Origin of the sequence: Methylobacter arcticus (assembly GCF_050917435.1) — a bacterium.
In the GTDB taxonomy this organism is placed as follows: Bacteria; Pseudomonadota; Gammaproteobacteria; order Methylococcales; family Methylomonadaceae; genus Methylobacter_A; species Methylobacter_A titanis.
Genome location: NZ_CP159583.1, coordinates 2,512,923 through 2,534,288 on the forward strand (window position 1 = coordinate 2,512,923; position 21,366 = coordinate 2,534,288).

The following is a 21,366-nucleotide window of genomic DNA, read 5'->3' on the forward strand; positions in this document are numbered from 1 at the left end:
AAAAACATAAGGAGAGATCATGGAAAAGCCATTTATTTTACACATGCTAACCACCGCTAAAAACCTCAGTCCGTTTGATGTCAATATGGCATTGGATGCAGGTTGGGTTTCCGCATTACCCTATATCAATGTTGAACCCAGTGAAGTTCAAGGCTTAGTGCAGGATGCTATTTTTTCCCGCAGCCCCAAGAACTTGAAACGCACCGGCATATTCATTGGCGGGCGTGATACCAAACAAGCGATGGATATGTTAAAGACGGCGAAGCGTTCTATGTTCCCTCCTTTTCAAGTTTCCGTCTTCGCTGACCCCAGCGGCGCATTTACCACAGCTGCAGGCATGGTTGCGGCAGTTGAACGCGAATTAAAACTTAAATTCGACACCACTCTGGAAGGAAAAAATGTTCTCGTTCTAGGCGGAACCGGCCCTGTAGGCCAAGTGGTCGCAGTGATTGCCGCCCAATGCGGAGCGCAGGTGAAGCTCATTGGCCGTCAACTGGAAAAAGCTCAAGCCATTGCCGATATGTGCAACAATGAATTCGGCGAAGGTAAAATCACTATTGAAGCCGGTGCAGACACTGATAAAGCTGAATATATTAAAACGACTGATGTGGTCTTTGCAACCGGTGCCGCAGGCATCGAATTATTAAGCGCAGAACTTGTCGCTTCAGCCCCACAACTCAAAGTTGCTGCCGATGTTAATGCGGTACCACCATCAGGTATCGCAGGCGTTGATGCCTTCCATAACGGCAACCCCATTGAGGGATCAAACAGTGGCGCAGTCGGCTTGGGCGCTATGGCAATCGGTAATATTAAATATCAGACCCAAATCATGATGTTGAAAAAAATGATCAGTACCGATAAGCCCGTTTACCTGCATTTTGAACATGCTTTTGAAACCGCCAGAGAATATATTAAATCAAGCTCTTGAGTTTACACTTTCGGATTAACCTGCAAATAACAAGGAACCCTAATGGCGAAGCGTAGCATTCTTCATATGTTTGACCCCATGCCGAACAATAGCCCATTCGACATTAACATGGCTCTGGATGCGGGGTTTGATGTCCTTATGCCGTATAACAATGTCAAGCTGGATAACGTGCATGGACTGACTCAAGATGCCGTTTTCTCCCGCAGTCCATCGGGTGTTAAACGCACCGGAATTTTTATCGGCGGCCGCGATTTAGGCTTGGCTATGGACATGCTAAACACCAGCAAACAAGCCATGGTTTCGCCTTTTGAAGTCTCGGTTTTTGCCGACCCCAGCGGCGCTTTTACCACCGCTGCGGCCTTAGTGACTTGCGCGGAAAAAGAACTCAACGCAAAACACAACAAAGAACTGAAAGAATGCTCAGTGATGATTTTTGGCGGAACAGGTCCGGTAGGTATAGCTACCGGTATTATTGCCTCATTAGCCGGGGCTGATGTAACATTAACCGACCATTTGTCAAGTGATACGGCTGTGGATGTTGCTAACGCATACAACCGCCGCTTTAACTGTACGCTTAAAGGAGTCTTGGCCAAATCTGAAGCCGATAAAATCAAGTTGGTAAAGGATGCTGACATTATCTTTTGTACCGCTAAAGCGGGTATTCAAGTTTTAAATGCAAATGTACTTAAAGAAGCGACCCAACTAAAAGTCGCTGCCGATGTTAATGCTGTTCCACCTTCCGGAATAGAGGGCATCAACAACAATGATTCCGGCGCACCACTCATCCATGCAATCAATGCGCCAGGCGCAGTAGGTATTGGTGCTTTAGCTATTGGGAATGTTAAGTTTAAACTGCAACATGAATTATTAAAAGCAATGCTGGGGGCCGAACAGCCTTTATTTATAGACTTCAGATATGCCTTTAATAAAGCCAGAGAAATGTAATTTAACACTCACCTAAACTAAAATAACAACTCCGTTTTACCCAAAGAGTCCGTAAAGCCACTTCCTTCAGGTGGGAGATGTAAGGATGATCTTGATCTATTTTGTTTCCAGCCATTCCGTGATGGGCTTGGTCATGCAATATTGAGAATAGTTCGGGAGTCATCCGAATGTGAAACCGCTGTTTAGCCATAAAATAAATGGCGTACAATTGGGTGCTATGAAACCCATAATTAAAACATTATCAGTCAGAGTTCGCGATAAACACGCTAGTGTACTGAATCGTATGGCGTTTGATGTGAATCAAGTCTGGAACGCCGCTAATGCTGATTCCGCTGAGTTTTCGTGGGTTTTTATTCCAGAAGTCGGCTACATGAACTTCGGCACCTCGGCGTTTGAGTTGATGAAAGACTTAAAAGGCATCCGCAAAGAGCGCGGCATGATAATCGACTTGACGGCGGTTCAGGAAACCATTGCGGTTCATGCCAAAGCCAGAAAACAATTCAAGAAAAACAAGCTCAATTGGCGCTGCTCTGGTGGAGCCAGACGCGCATTACTGGGTTCCGTTCAAGTCAGGCGCGGCTACATGGGTGAACGGTCAGATCCGCTATGCCGGTCACTACTTCAAGGTCTGGGATAGCTACGGCTTGAGCCAGTTTGATTTTCGTTCCGGCTGTTTTAGCCAGGATTCGCGCGGTCGCTGGTATTTCAATATCGTAGTGCATGTTGACGTTGACATCAGGCCAGCGGAAGGCAGTCAAATAGGCATTGATCTGGGCTTAAAAACCACCGCCACCTGTTCCAATGGCGATACCTTGGCAAGACAGGATTGCTACCGGAATAGCGAAGCCAAGCTGGGCATAGCGCAACGGGCTAGGGATAAAAAACGGGTTAAAGCGATTCATGCCAAGATTAAGCATCGACGCAACGATGCAATCCACAAATTCAGCAACAAAGTAGTTAAAGAAAACAGTTTAATCGTTGTTGGCAACGTCAGTGCGTCCGGTCTGGCAAAAACTAAAATGGCGAAATCCGTTTTAGATGCAGGCTGAGCGATGCTGAAAACACAACTTGAATATAAGTCCATCAGGACGCAAGGCGTGTTTATAGAAGTCAACGAGTCGTACACTACCCAAGCCTGTTCGTGCTGCGGCTGCATAAGCGCCAGTAGTCCGAAAGGTAGAGCGGGACTTGGAATAAGAGAATGGACGTGTGCCGAGTGTGGCACGACGCATGATAGAGATATGAATGCGGCAAAGAACATTCTCGCGCTTGGGCATAAGCGTCTAGCAGTAGGAATCCCCGTCCTTTAGGTCGGGGAGGATGTGTGCGCCCAGCATGGGCGCGATCTCGGAGGTGAAAGTCCTCCCGTGAGCTGACCACAGCGAGCGAATGGAAGCGCAACTGCGCAAAGGTGACTGAGCGTGGGAAGGAAGCGTGGAAAGAAACCGTGAGCCGATGAACAAAAATCAGATATGAGGCGCGTCCAATCAAGGCGAGCAGGCACATTACTGCGAAGCTTTTGTGGTCAATGAGAGGTGGCGTAGATCTGGCGGTTGTGCGGGGAAGGATCACGTTCTTACCTGGGGAGATCTCGTTTTACGCCTGAAAGGGCGACGGCGTAAGCCGGGACGAGAAGTCAGCAGAGGCCATAGTAGCTGGGTGACCAGCGAAGGGCCAAACGAGAAGGAGAGCTGAAAAGTTATGAATCTTGGAAATGTACTGCATCAGAAGTCCGGGAAACCGGAGCGGGTCGTGACCGGCAAGGGTGAAGCCCAAGCCGATGCGGCACGCGATGAAACACGTCCGGCGTTTCATAAACAAGAAGGCTTGGGGCGGGAGGACTTGCTTGCTCAGGCTCTCTCGCGTGAGAACATGGCTGCGGCGTGGAAACGCGTCAAAGCCAACAAGGGAAGTGCTGGTGTCGATGGACTGACTATCGGGCAGACTCCGGAATTCCTCAAGACCCATTGGCCACGAATCCGGTCAGAGCTTTTAAACGGGACGTATAGGCCTCAAGCCGTGCGGCGCGTGGAAATTCCAAAACCGGCAGGTGGTACGCGGGAGTTGGGGATACCGACGGTTGTCGATAGACTGATCCAACAGGCCTTGCTGCAAGTCTTGCAGCCGCTGATCGATCCGACTTTTTCAGAGTCCAGCTATGGCTTTCGACCTGGCCGAAGTGCGCATGATGCAGTGCTCAAAGCACAGCAATACGCGCAAGAAGGCTACCGGGTTGTGGTCGATGTGGATTTAGAGAGATTCTTTGATCTGGTTAATCACGACATCCTCATGGACAGGCTTGCCAAACGTATTGCCGACAAGGCCGTTCTACGGCTGATCAGGCGGTATCTACAAGCCGGGATCATGGCCAAGGGTATGGTGATGGAGCGAGAACAGGGGACGCCACAAGGCGGGCCGCTGTCGCCGCTTCTGGCCAACGTGTTGCTCGATGAAGTGGATAAGGCTTTGGAGAAACGGGGACATCGATTCGCCCGATATGCCGATGACTGCAATGTTTACCTGCACAGTCAGAAAGCCGGCGAGCGGGTGCTTCGCTTTCTGAGGAACCTGTATGAGAGGCTGCACCTTCGGGTGAACGAGAAGAAAACCGAGGTGGGTCCGGTATTTGGGCGCAAGTTCCTTGGCTACTGCCTTCGGCGGTGGTCAGGCGATACGGTCAAAATTGCTGTGGCACCCAAGGCGCTCGACACGTTTAAGCAACGCATCAGGCTCATCATACGCCGGGTGGGTGGACAAAGCATGGCTCAAGTGGCTGAACAACTGCAAGCGTATATGCCCGGCTGGAAGGCCTACTTCCGACTGGCGCAAACGCCAACGACGTTCAAAGATTTGGACTCTTGGCTGCGACATCGACTCAGGGCGATTCAACTGAAGCACTGGCGGACTGGCACCACAATCTATCGTGGGCTACGAAAGCTTGGCGCGTCACACGAGTTGGCCCTGCAAACAGCGGGTGGTGGTGGTCGATGGTGGAGTCACAGTGGCTCCGCCTTGAACAAAGTCCTCACGGTGAGCTATTTTGACAGCATTGGCATTCCGAAACTCACATGACCTCAACTTCTCGAACCGCCTGGTGCGGACCCGCATGCCAGGTGGTGTGGCAGGGGCGCAGCTTAAAGCTGCCCCCTATGCCGTTCAACTGCATTGATGTAATATGATTTTATAATGTTTTAAATTATCAACATGTTTTAATATTATTTCAAAATGAAATTCGACAAATCATCAATAAAAGCATTTCCAAAAAAAGTTAACCCTTCAACAGCCGCAGGTATTTTTCTAAGCATTATTCTCATCCTGTTTATTATTATAGTTGCTGCCAATGATCCGCTTTCTTTTATCAATTTGACCGGACTGGTGATTGTCATAGGCGGCACGGTTGCTGCTATCTTGTTAAGTTATCCTTTAAGAGACATTAGACATGGATTGAAATCGGCAAAACTTATTTTCTTTTATGAAGACCTAGATCCCCAAAGGGAAGCAAACGAAATTGCCGCTGTTGCTCAAATGTGGTTTAACAGAGACACGCTTGCAATAGAAAATATCATCGACAGCATCAACAACCCCTATTTAAAAACCGGTTTCCAGCTTATCGTAGACAACACCCCGGTAGAAGACATCTTGTCGTTACTTAAATGGCGCATTGCCCGCCTGAGAGCTAAAGAGAAAGCCGAAGCTAATATATTTTATAGTCTAGCCGCCTATTCTCCCGCATTTGGCATGCTCGGCACACTGATAGGCATGATAAATATGCTGCAAATCATTGAACTTAAAGACATAGCTGGCATAAGCTACAACATGGGCATTGCGCTGATTACCACCTTTTACGGTCTCATTATGGCCAACCTTATCTTCAACCCTATTGCCATAAAACTCGAACGACGCACTGAACAGCGCATTATGATTATGAGCATGATCATGGAAGGCATTACACTGATAGCAGCTCGTCGCAGCCCCTCATTTGTCCGAGAAACGCTCAAATCATTCATCAAGCACTATGACGATGAATTAAAAGACTGAAGCCGTTCGCCGGGGCTATAAATCCCAGCATTGAATCTCACAAACCGACTAAGTCCTGCAAAATGAGCAAATATCCATTATCGAAATTACAGTCCTCACTGTCCCTAGAGGATCTGCTTAACCAACCGGACACGCACAACTCACAAAACTGGCTATTAAGTTATCTAGATGTATTTGTGCTGATTGTCATGCTCGTTATCACTCTGCTTACATTAAGCGACTTAAACACGGAACAGCAACAAGCAGCCGTCACTAAACCGCGAGCGATTAAGCCTAGAACAGTACCTGCGGTAATATGTCCTCCCGTTGTTGCAGCAGCAATCGTAACCTGCCCTCCCCTCGTTGTTGCGACAAACAAACCCGTTCAAACCACTGTACCCATTGAAAATAACGTCGAAATCAAAACCGAAGCCAAAGAAAGCGACCATATCGTCCCTATTCCCGTCAATACGCCAGAAATTAAAAGCGCCGATAACATCACAACAAAGCCCATGCCCCTGATTAACGCTCAACCGGCAACGGTCAACCCAACAGACGAAAACAAATTGCAGCAACAGCTAACAAAAGCCATTAATGAATTCGGTCTTAATAAAACCGTCAACATAAAAGTTACCCATGGCTATGCGCAGCTTGAGATTCAAGACAAAGTATTGTTTAAATCTTCAGAAGCAGATCTAACTGTTCCGGGAGAAGCCTTAATAAAACGTCTTACCCCATTATTAAAACAAGCGGTTGGCCTGATCCTGATTGAAGGACACACAGACAATATCCCGATTAAAACCGCTAAATTCCCTTCAAACTGGGAACTGGGTTCTGCCAGAGCCACCAGTGTTCTACATCTCCTGGTCTCGCAACAATTAGACAGCAGCCGTTTGCGAGCCATCAGTTACGCAGACACCATGCCCGTTACCGACAATGCAACACCGGAAGGCAGAGAGAAAAACCGACGCGTCAATATTTTAATCAAATTTTCAGAACAATAAACCCAAGGACTTCGTTAAATAATCGAACAACCAATCCCCCGATTATTTAACATGCCGACGCGGGTGCTGTATCATAAAGCCCGTACAATTTAAAAAAAACGCCTACTCTTTATTTTTTTAAACCAAAAAGAAGGCAGTATCTTTATAACAAATAACCGGGGGAATTAATGACTGTTGGTGTTGATGATTTTAAAAAAGCGATGCAACTATGGGCCAGCGGCGTCACCGTTGTTACGACACACTCTGAAAAATTCGGCATTCAGGGCATGACAGTGACCGCCTTTTCAAGCGTTTCAATTAATCCACCTCAAATATTGGTTTGCCTAAATGAATCCGCTGACACCGGCACGGGAATCAAACAAAGCCAGCACTTTGCTGTCAATATTTTAAGTTCAACTCAACAAGACGTTTCCAATCAATTTGCCGGAGGCAGCAGCCAACAGCAACGGTTTGAAAACACCCCATGGACAGCGGGCATTACCGGCGCCCCCATTCTGAATAACAGTCTCATGTCTCTGGAATGCAAAGTCATAGAAGAAGTTCGCGCGGGCACTCACTGGATTATAATCGGCGAAGTACAAGACTGCGTGTGCCGCGAGGGAGAACCCCTTTTGTATTATCGAGGCAATTACCAGCAACTTATGCCCCAACCATAACCCAACAAATACCCTTTAAACGCTATGCAGCAAGGTAAATTTCGCAAAAAATCACGCCCCTTAAAGTTTTTTTAATACCGGCATTACGGCCCTAATAGAATTATCTTTGAGCCTAGTTAAAATATTTTGCTCTGCTCATATCTTTAATGCTATTATTTGCCCCGGTTAGAGTTTGAGCCGGCTTTATTTATGAAGCTGGGATTTGTAAGCCAACAAAAATTGGCGATTTTTTAAGTAAGAGTGTGATATGTCAGAGCAAGTTGTAGGTACCGTTAAGTGGTTCAATGATGAAAAAGGTTTTGGATTTATTGAGCAGGAAGGTGGCAAAGATGTTTTTGTTCACCACAGTGCAATTAACGGCGCAGGCCGCAAGACCTTAAGAGAAGGCCAAAAAGTTACTATGGAAGTAACTCAAGGTCAAAAAGGTCCACAAGCCGAGAATGTAACCCCAGCGTAACAAACTCATATACTTGGCCCAAAGGTCTATCGACTTTTGGGCCAAGCTCATATTTAGTCAACCATTTATGGCTTTTGTAAGCATAGCAAGCCAAGACTAAATACTGATGGGCTTTAAAAAACTCTTTAGACGAGAAATTCGTTTTATTTGAGCAACCCTCTCCTAAATTGCAATATCATGCACAAACTGCATGTACTTGCCGTGTACACCCTTTTAATTTGTTAGGGCATAGACAACAACCTATTCAAATTAATCCAGATCGCGTTAATCATTGCGCATCACCATCCTATTTTAAGCGACAGTCCTTCTATTGCTTTCTTTGCACCCAATAGATTCTGATGGGCCACATCACTGGACCTTGCTGGACCTACCAACATCAAAAGATAAACTCGCTTACGTCTGGCGAACAACGCCGGTTCAACTAAGCAATGCTTTTGAATATCGGTTTCCGAACCGGTTAACACGCATTGCATGTCGGGAATGTAACTTCTTGGCTATCCTCCGACAATTTGCTGCACATCATGATTTATCTCACCGTTTTCATGCATGACAGAACGAATATGAATGTCCCGTTGCGGAAATGGAATGACTATTTTATGCTCACGGAAAGCTTTTTCAAGGCGGAAGTGCAAGTCATGCGTGGTCGGTAGTCGATTTGCCAATTCACTGACGAAAAGACGGATAGAAAAATTCAACGAGCTATCGCCAAAACCGACGAACAATACACTCGGCTCAGGTTCGGCAAGCACCAGCGGCATCGCTTTTACCGTATCGATCATGACTTTATGCGCCAGCTCGACATCGGAACCGTAGGCAATGCCGATAGGAATTACCAGGCGAGTAGTGGCATCGCTTAAGGTCCAGTTTACCAACTGACTGGTAATAAAGGTTTTATTCGGCACAATCAATTCTTTTTGATCCCAGTCAATCAATGTTGTCGCCCGCATTCGGATACGACTGACTTTACCGCTGACATCACCGATGGTAACGGTATCGCCGACCCGTATCGGACGTTCAAACAGCAGGATAATACCCGACACCATATTGGCGAAAATTTCCTGCAAGCCAAAACCCAAACCGAGACTGAGCGCGGCAACCAGCCACTGCACCTGCGACCAACTGCCGCCCAACTCGTTTGCCACACTAATAAAACCTATGGAAAACAGCACATATTTAGCCAGCTGATTAACTGCATAACGACCGCCCGCCTCTATCGACAAGCGTCTAAATACCAATAATTCCATTACGCCGGGAAAATTCCGTATCGAGACCACAATAATAAAAATATATAAACCGGCCAGCAACAGATTGATCAAGGTTATCGGCTGATAACTTTCCTGATTATCGACATTAACCAGATGCTGCCAAAGCACAATTTGTTCCAAAAATGAGAAGGCGGGCAGAATGTTTTTCCAGATCATGCCAAAACCGATCACCAGCGTAAAACCGATAAAAACATTCAACAGCTTTATGGTTTGGGCGTTTATTTTAGGAATATCGATTTGTTGTTCGTCAACCGGCAACACCGGGTCTTCCGATCCAGCCAATTGCTTTTCGGCAATCACTGCCGTCTTACGTTTCTGTCTGGCATTAGCAATGGCCAATTGCCGGTTAACCAGGGTTAACCAGCGAACCACCATCGCATGAATGATGATGCTCAGAAAAATCAGCCGTAGGGTAATAATGAGTTTTTGTTGCAATTCCAATGCACTTAAGTAATAGCCGGCGACCGCAAAACCGATAATAACCAACGGTATGCTGATGACCGCAAAATACCACGCATAGCGCAGCTTAGCCGTCCATCCTTCAGGGTTATTATTGATATAATCTTTTACCAACCCGGTCGAAGGCTTTAACACCCGACCCGCAAAAATCGCCATGGCAATCATGATAATGATCAGCGCTAGACGGCCGATACTGTCGCTGTGCACCGAAAATTTTGAGGCACTGGTGCTGCTGATAATAAACATCCCCGGCACGGCAATAAAACGGATCCAGCCAATCTGCATGCGCAACAAACTAACTGATGCTTCTTGCCATTGAAAATGTTTGCGCGCTATGCCATCGACTGCAAACAGGCGATAGAAAAACTGCAGAAAAAACATCGTCAATGCCGCGCCCTGCAATCCGTCACCGACGGATTTAGTGAAATCGTCAACTTGAACATCTCTACTTAAAAACCAGCCTACATAGTTAAAAAGTAACGGCAGCGGCAACACCAGTATTAAGTTGTAAAACAAGGCTTTTAAAGTGTAATAAAAATTATCGGTATAAATTTTATCAACCTTGCCGGATATAGCCGCTAATTTTAACTTCGCCCAATTTTTAGACAATAGCAAACCAATAAAAAACACGACCGCAACAAAGATCAAAAATAGATGCTGAAAAGTCAGTTTAAACGAATCTTTAATCACCGCCATCCAGTTAAACGGCGACAACAGCCATTGCGTCGAATGATACAAATCGGTTATATATCCCAGGCTAATTGGCTCAGAACTTGGCACCCACAACAAGCGTTCATCCAGAAAAATAGCAAACTTACCGGCCTGAGTGATCATTTGTTGCCGGGCAAAATCGAAATCGCCCAACGCGCGCAAATACGTGCCGTAGGCAACGGACAGCTTGTTGAGCAACTCTTTCTGATTGTTCAGCAGCACCCGTAATTCAGCCTGTATCATCATGCGTTGCTCGACAGGCAAAGCTTGATCAACCTGCAGGCTCATCATGTCCTTCAGATCTGCGTCAATATCCATCAACCGTTTTAGCTTATCTTCGACTTTAAACTGCGCCAGACTGGTCAAGGCAGTTTCGTTTTGAATAGTCTGGGACTGCTGCTCAAATTCATCCTGAACGGGTAAATTACGCCGCTGCTCGCGTAAAATCTTGCCTAACGCCGGACTTAATCCGGCCAGACTGATTTTCTTTTCGGCACTTTTAAAGTCGACTTCAATTTCACTGGCTTGGGCCTCAACTTTGGTTTTTTGTTCGCTGTATTGTTCAATTTTGGCGGTAATATCCTGCAAATCACGGCTGTACTGAATATTATCCCTAGTACTTTCCTGGATCAGAACATGCTTGTCGGAAACTGCTTTTTCTGCTTGACTGAGTGCGTCCTGTATCTGTTTCGCCTCTTGCTGGCGCAGTTCGAAAGTAAGGCTTTCGATTGCAGCAACAATCGGAGTTAGCGCCGTCTTTTGCATATCCAGTAACTGAGATTGGGTTTTCAGTAATTCGACCCTGACCGGATTACTGATAGCTTCAACATCAAGCATTTTTAACTCAGTAGTACGCGCATCAATCAAGGTTTTTAGCTCCACCTGCCTGGCTTCAACCTCCAATTTTGCATCGGCTTTGTTGGCAGGAATTCCCAACTTTTTCTGTGCTGCGGCCAAACTTTGCTGGGCGGCCAGCATTTCTTCTCGGATCAACTGCGGACGGTTATTTTGCACCGTCAGCTCATTTTCAAATTTCTTTAACTGCTCGTCCAGATTACTGATTTTCCCTTTCTCAATAATAAGCCGCTGCTCAAGTTCCTCAACCGGTATCCGACTAAAATCTTCTGGTTTTTGCTTGGAAACTTTTAGCAGAACATGCTCGATTTCTTTTTGCAGCTTTTTAGTTTGCTCGGGCGCTTGTTTGATAGCCGTTTTAAATTCCATGGCCTGCTCTGTAAACTTTTCGATATTGCCCAAATTATCTTCGGCTGTCTGATAAATAAACAATAACTTGGATTTTGTCGCCTCATCAATACCTTCCCGGGAATTGATAGCATCGATTCTGGCCTTTAACGTGTCTTTATTGATGTCAAACGTTGCGCTTTTTTGCCCGGCATCCGCCGCAGTGGCTTTAGTCCACGCCCCGGTTAAAGATACGGTGATCATAAATAGGAAAAACAGCAAGGAATGAATCTTTGATCTAGTCATAGAGAAATTAATGATTTTCATAGGTAACACAGGGTTCAACAGGTAATGAATATACTCGGACATTGTAAACTGTTTTTGCCGGTTCCTACGCAGGCAAAAAAACAACATCTTAATTTAACGCCACCGTTCTTCGTGGTTATTTCTTAGATTTACCTGATTACCCATAATCCTCAGCCATCTTCAGTAGCCGCATAGGCATAGGTGGCGTTCTGGCTGCAACGTAACATAGGCGGGGCAGCATATCCTCAAGGACAAATCGCCGATTGAAGCGATAACAAAACTCTGCCAAATAGCGTGGAAGGTGTTTGTGATTGATAGCGTGATACGCCCCGTCAATCGACCTTTTGACATTACCTATCATGGTGTTTACCCAAGTGAAAGACTCCAGTGAGACACATTCAGGGCCGCCACCGGTTACGATGTAGGTGTGCTGGCATCCTGTATCCTTAACAGCGGCGAAGCAGGCCAGTCCGTCCGAGACCACGTGACTGTCGGTGCTAAGGTGGCGCTTAGCCCAACGAGCGATTTCTTTGGAGCGGAACCCCTTGACCACAGTCATGCTCATGGCAATAGGATGCCCTTTTTCGTTGACCGACACCGCCGCCACAAAAGGTGTTTTGTTGGGGGAACCCCGTCCACGCTTGCCTCCCCGGTGTTCGCCGCCCCAATACACGTCATCCAGCTGGATGACGCCGGATAATAGCTTACTATCATCACGCTCCTTCATTACCTGCATCAGCTTCTGTTTGATGCTCCAGGCGGTATTGTATGAAACACCCAATTGGCGGCGCAGTGAAAGGGCAGAAACGCCAGTTTTTGCCTGTGTGGTCAAGTGGATCGCGAGAAACCAAATCGTTAACGGGAGTTTCGTCGCAGAAAAAATGGTACCACTAATGAGGGAATGTTGATGGTGGCAGCGATTGCACTGATAAACCGCTCGTGTTTTCAGGGTGCAGTAGCTTTGCCCGCCGCATTCAGGACAAACATAGCCTTGAGGCCAGCGCCACTGAAACAAGGCTTTTCGGCATTGATCTTCACTCCCATAATTTTTCATGAACTCGCCTAGGCTATAGCCTTTTTGAAATTGAACTTTGTTTTTCATGACGTTATCCCATTTATATGTAGATACTGCATATGTAGATACTGTCAGTATAGACATTTTTGTAACATTGGCTGTTCTTTATGGGTAATCAGGTAGATTTATGCTAAAACTAAAATAGTTAACGGCTCTCCTCTCTCGATGAATCGGCTTTGCTACTTTCATTTCTTATGGATGAACACCTAAATAGTGCTAAATTAGGATCATCATTTATCCAGGAGCACGTTTGACATGAGTTTTTCTAATGTTTCCCCTGCCTTGGCTCAGCCAGTGCGCTATCGGGTCTTAACCCGCTATCTTGCTCACATCGGTCTTGTCGTCATTGTCTTGAGGTTAGTCCCTATTTCAGTCTCGTGGCTGAACGGCGACTGGGCATTTATGATTAACCAGTTAGGTACATTGGCGGTTCTCAGCGCCATCTGCCTGCCGTTATCCCGGATTCAGGCGCCTGAAGACATCGCGGATAATGAAGTGCTAGTGATTTCCGCGCTGTCTTTTTTCCTATCTGCGGCATCGGGCTGTATTCCTTTTATGAGTGAAGGCTTGAGTGACATCGATGCTTTTTTTGAAGCGGTCTCGGCAGTGACCACAACCGGCTTGAGTACGCTGAGTCAAATACAGCAACATTCAGCGGGGTTTCTATTCGCCCGTTCCTGGATGCAATGGTACGGCGGTTTGGGCATCGTTGTTTTTTCAATCGGTTTGCTATTTCAGGATAAGGGGCTTGCCGCCCGACGTCTGGCGATGGGCGACATCAGTGATAGTCGGGATATTTTAGGCAATGCGCGTGCGCATTCGGTTAAATTGCTCACTATCTATTGCGCACTGACTGTGTTTGCCATCAGCCTGTTATTAATGGCAGGCGTCGCGCCATTGAGCGCGGTGACCCACGCATTGAGCGGCATATCGACCGGCGGATTTTCCATTTACGATTCAAGTCTTGCGGCTATCGATCAATGGTCTATCCAGTTTATGATCGTGTTGTGCGGCGTATTGGGAGCCGTTTCCTTGCCGTTCTATTACCGGCTTGTCCAAAACGGCATCCAGGAATTGTCATTCAATCTGGAAATTCGGGCGTTGTTGGGGCTATCGATATGGGTGATCGGCTTGCTGTTTTTTTGTTCTGGAGGAAACGACGAAAATACCTTGTTGAGACTTAAACACGCCGTGATTCTGGGACTGTCGGCTCAAACCACGACAGGATTTGCCAATGTCGATGTGGTCGCTTTGGATAATGCCTCCAAACTGAGCCTGATTTTTTCGATGCTGATCGGCGGGTCTATTGGCTCCACTGCCGGCGGTATAAAAATCCTGCGCTTACTGATTGTACTGCGATTGTTACAGTTTTTTATTCAGCGTACACGCTGCCCGCTCATGCCGTCCTGGAACGGCATTTGAGCAATGACAAACTGGACTCCCATGAAATAGAAAAAGCGTTAATGCTGATCTTAATCTTCATGGGCACCGTGCTATGTTCCTGGCTGCCCTTCCTGATAACCGGTTACGAGCCGCTGAATGCCCTGCTTGAGGTTGTTTCGGCTTGTTCGACCGCCGATTTGTCGACCGGAATTACCCGAACCGGACTGGAACCGGGACTGAAAATCGTATTGATTGTCGATATGCTACTGGGACGAGTCGAATTTTTGGCTTTTTTGATATTTCTTTATCCGCGCACCTGGATCAAGGTGGGGAGTTAATCTTGAAAATTGTATTTATTGGCGCCTCTTCTCTGGCGATAGCGACCGCAGAATTGCTGCTACAAGTCGACCATGAAGTCATCATTATTGAAAAAGACAAGGCGGTAATCGATGAGCTGATAGAAAAAATCGATTGCGTGTTTATGCATGGCAATGGCAGTAAACCGGCCATTCTAAAAGAGACCGATCCCGATTCTATCGACGTCCTGTTTTGCCTGACCAAGAGCGATGAAGCCAATATTATCGCCAGCCTGGTGGCGCGTTCGCTGGGGATTCAGCGGGTCATCACCCGGATCGAAGATGTTGAGTTCGAGCACATCTGCATAGAACTGGGACTGAACGATACCATTATTCCTACGCTTAACAATGCCCGCTATTTAGCGAATATCGCTGCCGGAAGAAATATTCTGGAGCTGTCGGCGATCATCATCCGAGGCAATGTCCGCTTGTTCAGCTTTATCGCCGACGAAACCTGCGAAGAACCGGTCGGCGACCTGGATTTACCGAAACACTCCCGAGTGATATTTCTTTATCGGGATAACGTTTTTCAGCCAACCGACGAGGATACTAAACTTAAACAAGGCGATGAAGTTGTGCTGGTGACAACGACTGACGAATATGAGCAATTGCATGAAAAATGGTCCAATGGCAAAGCCATGTAAGGACTTTCATACTCTGAGGTCGGCTGCAAGCGCCATGTCCGCGCTCCACCTAACAGCATCAAATCGCCGTTATAACCCAGTACTTAACAACTGCTGCGCCCTATCATCCGCACCCGACGGAAGTTTATCAGGGCTCGCGTTAATCCATGCCGCTATATCCTTCCACGCGGTGGGTGCTTGCAAATCGCGTAACAGCATGTGATAGCCGTGCGGGTATATCGCGACCGTTTTATTGGCCGTATCCGCTGCAAGAAATTGCCGCAAAAATGCATAAGTCGGCTCCTTGGGGATGATTTCGTCTTTCTCACCGTATAGCATCAGGGTATGTCCGCGTAGCGACGCGGCGCTGTTAAAAGCCTCATCCATCAGATCAGTCAAGCCATACACCGTTTCCACGCGAGTCGCTTTGATAACCAACGGGTCACGCCCCATGGCTCTGAGCATGTCGATATTATCCGATGCCACGACGTGTACGCCCTTTCCGGTTAAAGTCAGCCAAGGCAGGCTGTGCGCCAGCGTCCAAAGCAAACCGGTTTGATACCAGGGCATGGTTGACCTGGCCCATAACGCCGGAGCAGCGAGAATAATACCCTCGACTTCCGGCATCTCCACCTGGCTCATAGTCGTAATAACTATCGCGCCACCCATGCTTTCTCCGAGCAGATAAACCGGACGTTTCGGATAGCGTTGTTTGACCAGTCGCACCAAAACCTGCAAATCCTTGATATAGGCCTCGCACCCCGCCCACAAACCACGTTGCGGTGCCATGCCGAAACCGCGTTGATCATAAGCGAAACTGGCAATACCTTGTTGACTGAAATACTCACCAGGCAAATCAAAAAAACGACTGTAATCGTTAAAGCCATGCAGTGCAATAATAACCGCATGCGGTTCAGTTTTTGGCAGCCAATGACGTAACGGTAAACTTGCCCCGTCCTCGGTCAGAAAAATATTCGCGCCAAGTTGCGCCCTATTGTTTTGTGCGCCGGGCGGATAAATCATAGGCATACAGCCGCTTAGCGTCAGCAGTGCAATTGATAGGTATCTGAGTTTCATACGCTGAGTCGAATCTGTGCGAGAAGTTTTTTATTATAACCATTGTAACGACGATAAATCCGCGCCTACCGCACTAACAGGCAAATCATTAAGCACCGGTTAAGCGTTGTGGCTATCCAAACCTGAATTAAGGCTTTATCATATATATCAATGCAACACAGGGCTTTAACCCGTTAACACCACCATTAATCATCATTACACTTTGGCAAGACAATCCCGTTACCCCAAAACCAGGAATAGCCGCTCATTATCCATCAAGCGACTCTTGCGTAAAGCAGTGCTTTATTTGCTGCTCACCTTCCTGGCTACCTCGATAGGCTTGTGCGTATTGTTACGCTGGGTGCCTGCGCCAACGTCGGCGTTTATGGTATACCGGCATATTGAAGATTTATGGGTCGACGGCTCGTTCCAGACTATTAAATACTCATGGGTCGGCGCAAAGAAAATCTCGGCCCATGCCTCTTCGGCGGTTATTGCCTCCGAAGATCAACGGTTTTTTCAACACTCCGGTTTTGATTTGCATTCCATACAATCTTCTATTGATAACTATATGGACGGCGGTAAGCTTAGGGGGGCAAGTACTATTTCTCAACAAGTCGCCAAGAATTTATTTTTAACGCCGTCAAAAAGCTTTGTTCGCAAAGGTCTGGAGGTCTGGTTCACGCTGCTGATCGAGTTGCTGTGGAGTAAGGATCGCATCTTGGTCGTTTACTTAAATATCGCCGAATTCGGCGATCATCTATTTGGCATAGAGGCCGCAAGTAAACACTATTTTGGTGTCCATGCAAGCCAAATCAGTCGATCTCAAGCGGCATTATTGGCAGCAACCTTACCTAATCCTATACTCCTGAGGGCAGAACAGCCATCAAGATACTTACTTAAGCGACAATATTGGATACTCCGGCAAATGCAAAATCAATGAGTTTTTTATGACTTGTGTCTGATATAATCGGCCCAAAATATAATAACTGTTCCGAGACAGACTTCCCATTACCTCAACACCCTGTAAATAGAGATAAACCATGCGTATGAAAAAATCTATCATCAACACTCGTTTATTAGTGAATAGTTTGGTTATATCAAGTGTGCTTGGAGGTTGTGCGACCACGTCAAAAGTCAACGAAACAGACTCCTGGGAAGGCTGGAATCGCGGCACGCAAGAATTTAATGACGATCTGGACAAGGCCATTTTAAAGCCCGTAGCAAAAGGCTATTTGTCAATAACGCCAAAATTCGTTGATAACGGCATCACCAATTTCTTCAGCAATCTTAACGATATCGGCGTAACCGTTAATGACCTTCTGCAACTTAAGATGGCACAAGGCGGTATGGATGCCGGTCGATTCCTGATTAACACCACAGCTGGCGTTGCCGGTTTTGTTGATGTAGCAACCATGATTGACCTACCCAAACATCACGAAGACTTCGGGCAAACCTTAGGTTTCTGGGGTGTTCCGTCAGGTAATTACCTAGTAATTCCGTTTATGGGACCCAGCTCACCTAGAGGCGTCGTCGGGGCTGTTGGCGACGCTTTATTAAATCCATTGACCTATACTTTTGTCTTTGCCGGTGGCGGCGCTGCTGTCAGCGCGATCAATGGCGGAGCAAAAGCTATTGATGTCACCGATACCCGCGCCGATTTGATACCGACAGAGAAGATTGTTGATGAAGCTTCTATCGACCGTTATTCCTTTATCAAAAATGCTTACCAGCAGCGTCGTGAATACCTAATCCATGACGGCAATGTTCCTGAAGAAGACGAACTCCAGCTCGAAGATGAAGCGGATACTGAAGCTGCAAACAGCGCTGTACCGGCTGCAGTGATTATAAAAACAAACAGTGCCGTACCGGCAACTAACAACAATAGCTCAAGCCTTGCCCCCGTAACTGATAATTCCAAGCACTTTCTGGACTTGTCGGAACCTGTTACTAAGTAAGCCGAAAACAGGGCGACTGACCGGTCGCCCTTAATGTTATTGGCAATCTGTTTTTAAAATGAACCTTTCAGTATTTTTCTTATTGTTAGCTGTTTTTTCCGAATGCTCTTCATCTCCTATTGCAAATAATTGGGCAATGGTCAAGCAAACAGTACAAATCGGCGATAGCGCACAGAGTATTGGTTCTTATACGGCCGGTTGTTTGAGCGGTGCTGTCTCGTTACCTCAAAATGGCACAGGGTATCAAATGATGCGCCCCACACGAAGTCGATCTTATGGGCATCCCGACTTGATAAGATTTATCGAAAACATAGCGCAGACGACGAATTTACAGCACTGGGGAGTCTTGCTGATTGGCGACTTGGGACAACCGCGCGGCGGACCGACCTTAAGCGGCCATCGCAGCCATCAAACTGGACTTGATGTCGATATCTGGTATTTGCTTTCACAGCAAGCCGCAAGCCGAAACCTGGAATTTAATGAGCGTGAAACCTGGGGAGCTCCCTCAGTTCTTGTCGCCAAATCGGATGCTATCAATGACGATCAATGGTCACCTACTCACGAGAAAATTCTTGAAGCGGCGGCACGCAGACCCGAAGTCGACCGCATCTTTGTCAACGCCAGCATCAAACAGCTATTATGCACACGTAAGACAAGCCATGACTGGCTAAAAAAAGTCCGTCCGTGGTGGGGACATGACGATCACTTTCACGTGCGCCTCAAATGTCCACTGGATAATCAAAATTGCACTGGGCAAGAATCCCCTTCTGAAAGGGATGGCTGCGATGCTTCATTGGCCTGGTGGTTTTCAGAGGAAGCCAAAATGCCGATTCCAGCAGCCAAAAAACCGGAACCGCTCGCACTTCCGGCGCTATGTGATGTTGTTTTAAAAGCCAATAACCAAACTAAATTAAGCCCTTCTCATCCCTAATCGGGACGATAAAGCCAAGCCCGTCATCCGTTGCTATAAATTCGGACAACTCCAACCTCAGCTTATCCAGCGCCTCATCAAGCGATTCCTGCTTGACCTGATGAAACGAAGGCAGCATGGTTGATGCGTTATGGTACTTCAAAATGTCCAATAATATTCTGGCTTGCTCAATGCTGTAGCGATGCTTCACAACGTCTCCGTGGGTACTGCACCGTGTAAATTTATCCAAGTGTCCACTCATGCTTTATAGAATCCAATTTTCTGATTGATTAGTCTGTTTAATTTTTTTGCCTAAATTTAGATAATTAAAGCTCAAGTTCAGGTCGACTGGTGTTAGGCCGTAGATTCTTTACCCTTTACCCTTTACCCAAATCAATAAGTTTTCATCAATCCATCCAGCGTCAACCCGCAACTTGGCACAAATGCTTTCATAAAAAAAATAACTTCCGGTTGCTCTGATGCACCGATAGTTAAAGCTAATTGGGCGGCGGCGGTTTCAAATTCCAAATTCCCGGCTTTTAATTCAGCCTGGCATTTGAGATAAGCCGATATTTTATCCGCCGCCTTGATAATCTGCACATGCTCTATCGGCATTTTATCGTGCTGAATCAGTACCTGAAAATCCGCCTGTAACTCAATCGGCAAAAGATCCAGCAGTTCCAACTCTGCCTGATGCTCAATCCGCTTGTAAGCGGCACTGATTTCCTGGGAATGATATTTGATCGGCGTCGGCAAATCGCCGGTAATCACTTCAGTAATGTCGTGATACAAAGCCGCCGTAGCAACCGCATTGGCATCGACATTGCCGTCATAATAGCGGTTTTTAATCAAGGCTAGCGTGTGCGCAATAACCGACACTTCCCAACTATGCTCCATCACATTTTCATCATGCGCATTGCGCTTGAGTCCCCAACGTTTAATCCATCTTAGTCGCGATAAATAGGCGTAAAAACTGCTTGTTATTGGGTTCATATTTTGATCTATTTGTTCAAAAAAAAGAGGCTTTGCTATCGGAGTCTGCAGATAATGTTTATGAGTTACCCACTTTTTATTATTTATAGCTGTTGCTTCAACGTCTATGATGCTTAAATATATCATTTTACCCGACTATAAACATCATGCTTATTCAGTGGTACCCCGGCCATATGCACAAGGCCAGTAAAGCCGTCAAAGAAATCCTGCCCAAGGTTGACCTAATCATCGAAATTCTGGATGCACGCATCCCGTTCAGCAGCCAAAATCCCATGCTGACTGACCTGCGCGGCGACAAACCCTGCATCAAAGTACTCAGTAAAAGCGACCTCGCCGACCCTGAGATTACGCAACAATGGCAAACCTATCTGGAGCAGGAACAAGGCGTAAAAACCCTGGCGTTAACCACCGAACAGCCCGAAAAAATGCGCCAGTTGACCGAACTGTGCCATAAGATGCTGCCGACCAAACAAAGCAGCGGCAGACTCATCCACACGCTAATCATGGGCATACCCAATGTCGGCAAATCCACGCTGATCAATATACTGGCTGGAAGAATAATTGCCAAAACCGGTAATGAACCGGCCATCACCAAAAACCAGCAACGTATTGACATCGGTAACGGCATTATTCTTTGGGACACGCCCGGCATGCTGTGGCCCAACGTCGAAAATAAAAATAGCGGCTACCGACTGGCGACCACCGGCGCGATCAAGGACACCGCCATCACTCATGAGCATGTCGCCTTCTTCGCGGCCGAGTACCTATTACAGCATTACCCGGATTTACTGCAAACCCGTTTTCAGCTGGAAAAAGCCCCGGAAAGCGAACAACAGCTGATGGAAGCCATCGGCAAAAAACGCGGCTGCCTGCGCTCAGGCGGACACATCGAGATGGATAAAGTGTCCAAAATCCTGCTGTCTGAATTCCGCGCCGGAACCATCGGCAGAATCAGCCTGGAAACCCCGGGCATGATGGAAAAAGAACTGACGGAACTGGTGATTATTCGGGCGGAGAAAGAAGCCAAGAAAAAAGCCCGGAAACAGAAATGGAAGGGCGCAAGTTAACGTGTGTCACCCAGA

Annotated in this window: 22 protein-coding genes; 17 read left to right on the forward strand and 5 right to left on the reverse strand. The window is 46.9% G+C overall.

Going from position 1 to position 21,366, the window contains the following annotated elements; translation table 11 throughout:
* The first annotated feature begins 19 nt into the window (after nt 1-19).
* From ABXJ76_RS11945 to ABXJ76_RS11990, 10 genes are all read left to right on the forward strand, one after another.
* Complete coding sequence (locus ABXJ76_RS11945) at nt 20-928, forward strand: NADP-dependent methylenetetrahydromethanopterin/methylenetetrahydrofolate dehydrogenase (RefSeq protein WP_432740735.1); 909 nt, start codon at nt 20-22, stop codon at nt 926-928.
* 42 nt (nt 929-970) lie between these two features.
* Nucleotides 971-1,873, forward strand: coding sequence for an NAD(P)-dependent methylenetetrahydromethanopterin dehydrogenase (locus tag ABXJ76_RS11950; RefSeq protein WP_432740736.1), 903 nt, complete (start codon nt 971-973; stop codon nt 1,871-1,873).
* A 217-nt stretch (nt 1,874-2,090) separates the two neighbouring features.
* A complete protein-coding gene (locus ABXJ76_RS11955) occupies nt 2,091-2,510 on the forward strand; it encodes a hypothetical protein (protein ID WP_432740738.1) in 420 nt (139 codons plus the stop codon).
* Nucleotides 2,461-2,922: a transposase gene (locus tag ABXJ76_RS11960; RefSeq protein WP_432740740.1), complete on the forward strand. Its 462-nt coding sequence runs from the start codon at nt 2,461-2,463 to the stop codon at nt 2,920-2,922. The genes ABXJ76_RS11955 and ABXJ76_RS11960 overlap by 50 nt, the downstream gene beginning before the upstream one ends.
* Before the next feature lie 3 nt (nt 2,923-2,925).
* A complete protein-coding gene (locus tag ABXJ76_RS11965; RefSeq protein ID WP_432740741.1) occupies nt 2,926-3,183 on the forward strand; it encodes a zinc ribbon domain-containing protein in 258 nt (85 codons plus the stop codon).
* Nucleotides 3,184-3,574: 391 nt separating this feature from the next.
* Nucleotides 3,575-4,945, forward strand: coding sequence for a group II intron reverse transcriptase/maturase (ltrA, locus tag ABXJ76_RS11970; RefSeq protein WP_432740742.1), 1,371 nt, complete (start codon nt 3,575-3,577; stop codon nt 4,943-4,945).
* 153 nt (nt 4,946-5,098) lie between these two features.
* On the forward strand, nt 5,099-5,911 hold the full coding sequence (locus ABXJ76_RS11975) for a motility protein A (RefSeq protein ID WP_432740744.1): 813 nt from the start codon (nt 5,099-5,101) through the stop codon (nt 5,909-5,911).
* Between the two features lie 62 nt (nt 5,912-5,973).
* Nucleotides 5,974-6,894 carry an OmpA/MotB family protein gene (locus ABXJ76_RS11980; protein WP_432740746.1) on the forward strand — a complete coding sequence of 307 codons (921 nt, stop codon included), beginning with the start codon at nt 5,974-5,976 and terminating at the stop codon, nt 6,892-6,894.
* Nucleotides 6,895-7,061: 167 nt separating this feature from the next.
* Entirely contained in the window at nt 7,062-7,550 is a 489-nt protein-coding gene (locus tag ABXJ76_RS11985) for a flavin reductase family protein (protein ID WP_432740748.1), read from the forward strand.
* Nucleotides 7,551-7,797: 247 nt separating this feature from the next.
* Entirely contained in the window at nt 7,798-8,007 is a 210-nt protein-coding gene (locus ABXJ76_RS11990; protein WP_006893693.1) for a cold-shock protein, read from the forward strand.
* Between the two features lie 494 nt (nt 8,008-8,501).
* Here ABXJ76_RS11990 and ABXJ76_RS11995 read toward each other — a convergent pair whose 3' ends face one another.
* Both ABXJ76_RS11995 and ABXJ76_RS12000 read right to left on the reverse strand, forming a co-directional pair.
* Nucleotides 8,502-11,930, reverse strand: coding sequence for a mechanosensitive ion channel domain-containing protein (locus tag ABXJ76_RS11995; RefSeq protein WP_432740749.1), 3,429 nt, complete (start codon nt 11,928-11,930; stop codon nt 8,502-8,504).
* A gap of 157 nt (nt 11,931-12,087) precedes the next feature.
* Nucleotides 12,088-13,032, reverse strand: a complete 945-nt coding sequence (locus tag ABXJ76_RS12000; protein ID WP_432740442.1) for an IS1595 family transposase — start codon at nt 13,030-13,032, stop codon at nt 12,088-12,090.
* A gap of 228 nt (nt 13,033-13,260) precedes the next feature.
* Here ABXJ76_RS12000 and ABXJ76_RS12005 point away from each other — a divergent pair, with 228 nt between their 5' ends.
* Genes ABXJ76_RS12005 through ABXJ76_RS12015 form a run of 3 tightly spaced genes read left to right on the forward strand, consistent with a single transcriptional unit; the run spans nt 13,261 to nt 15,388 of the window.
* Entirely contained in the window at nt 13,261-14,427 is a 1,167-nt protein-coding gene (locus ABXJ76_RS12005) for a TrkH family potassium uptake protein (RefSeq protein ID WP_432740750.1), read from the forward strand.
* A complete protein-coding gene (locus ABXJ76_RS12010; protein WP_432740751.1) occupies nt 14,424-14,726 on the forward strand; it encodes a potassium transporter TrkG in 303 nt (100 codons plus the stop codon). Before ABXJ76_RS12005 ends, ABXJ76_RS12010 begins: the two co-directional genes overlap by 4 nt.
* Before the next feature lie 2 nt (nt 14,727-14,728).
* On the forward strand, nt 14,729-15,388 hold the full coding sequence (locus ABXJ76_RS12015; RefSeq protein ID WP_432740752.1) for a potassium channel family protein: 660 nt from the start codon (nt 14,729-14,731) through the stop codon (nt 15,386-15,388).
* A gap of 69 nt (nt 15,389-15,457) precedes the next feature.
* On the opposite strand, the gene ABXJ76_RS12020 is transcribed toward ABXJ76_RS12015, so the two are convergent.
* Nucleotides 15,458-16,444: a lysophospholipase gene (locus ABXJ76_RS12020; protein ID WP_432740754.1), complete on the reverse strand. Its 987-nt coding sequence runs from the start codon at nt 16,442-16,444 to the stop codon at nt 15,458-15,460.
* A 202-nt stretch (nt 16,445-16,646) separates the two neighbouring features.
* Here ABXJ76_RS12020 and mtgA point away from each other — a divergent pair, with 202 nt between their 5' ends.
* The 3 genes from mtgA (at nt 16,647) to mepA (ending at nt 19,312) form a co-directional block, all read left to right on the forward strand.
* Nucleotides 16,647-17,366, forward strand: a complete 720-nt coding sequence (gene mtgA, locus ABXJ76_RS12025; protein ID WP_432740756.1) for a monofunctional biosynthetic peptidoglycan transglycosylase — start codon at nt 16,647-16,649, stop codon at nt 17,364-17,366.
* 100 nt (nt 17,367-17,466) lie between these two features.
* Nucleotides 17,467-18,381: an MlaA family lipoprotein gene (locus tag ABXJ76_RS12030; protein WP_432740757.1), complete on the forward strand. Its 915-nt coding sequence runs from the start codon at nt 17,467-17,469 to the stop codon at nt 18,379-18,381.
* Between the two features lie 136 nt (nt 18,382-18,517).
* Nucleotides 18,518-19,312 carry a penicillin-insensitive murein endopeptidase gene (gene mepA / locus ABXJ76_RS12035; protein WP_432740759.1) on the forward strand — a complete coding sequence of 265 codons (795 nt, stop codon included), beginning with the start codon at nt 18,518-18,520 and terminating at the stop codon, nt 19,310-19,312.
* Here the strand turns inward: mepA and ABXJ76_RS12040 are convergent.
* Together ABXJ76_RS12040 and yfbR are read right to left on the reverse strand one after the other, a co-directional pair.
* Nucleotides 19,287-19,502, reverse strand: a complete 216-nt coding sequence (locus ABXJ76_RS12040; protein ID WP_432740760.1) for a hypothetical protein — start codon at nt 19,500-19,502, stop codon at nt 19,287-19,289. The two genes, mepA and ABXJ76_RS12040, sit on opposite strands and share 26 nt — an antisense overlap.
* Before the next feature lie 182 nt (nt 19,503-19,684).
* A complete protein-coding gene (gene yfbR / locus ABXJ76_RS12045) occupies nt 19,685-20,284 on the reverse strand; it encodes a 5'-deoxynucleotidase (RefSeq protein WP_432740762.1) in 600 nt (199 codons plus the stop codon).
* A gap of 146 nt (nt 20,285-20,430) precedes the next feature.
* On the opposite strand from yfbR, the gene ylqF reads away from it, so the two are divergent.
* Complete coding sequence (gene ylqF / locus ABXJ76_RS12050; RefSeq protein ID WP_432740764.1) at nt 20,431-21,351, forward strand: ribosome biogenesis GTPase YlqF; 921 nt, start codon at nt 20,431-20,433, stop codon at nt 21,349-21,351.
* Nucleotides 21,352-21,366 lie beyond the last annotated feature (15 nt).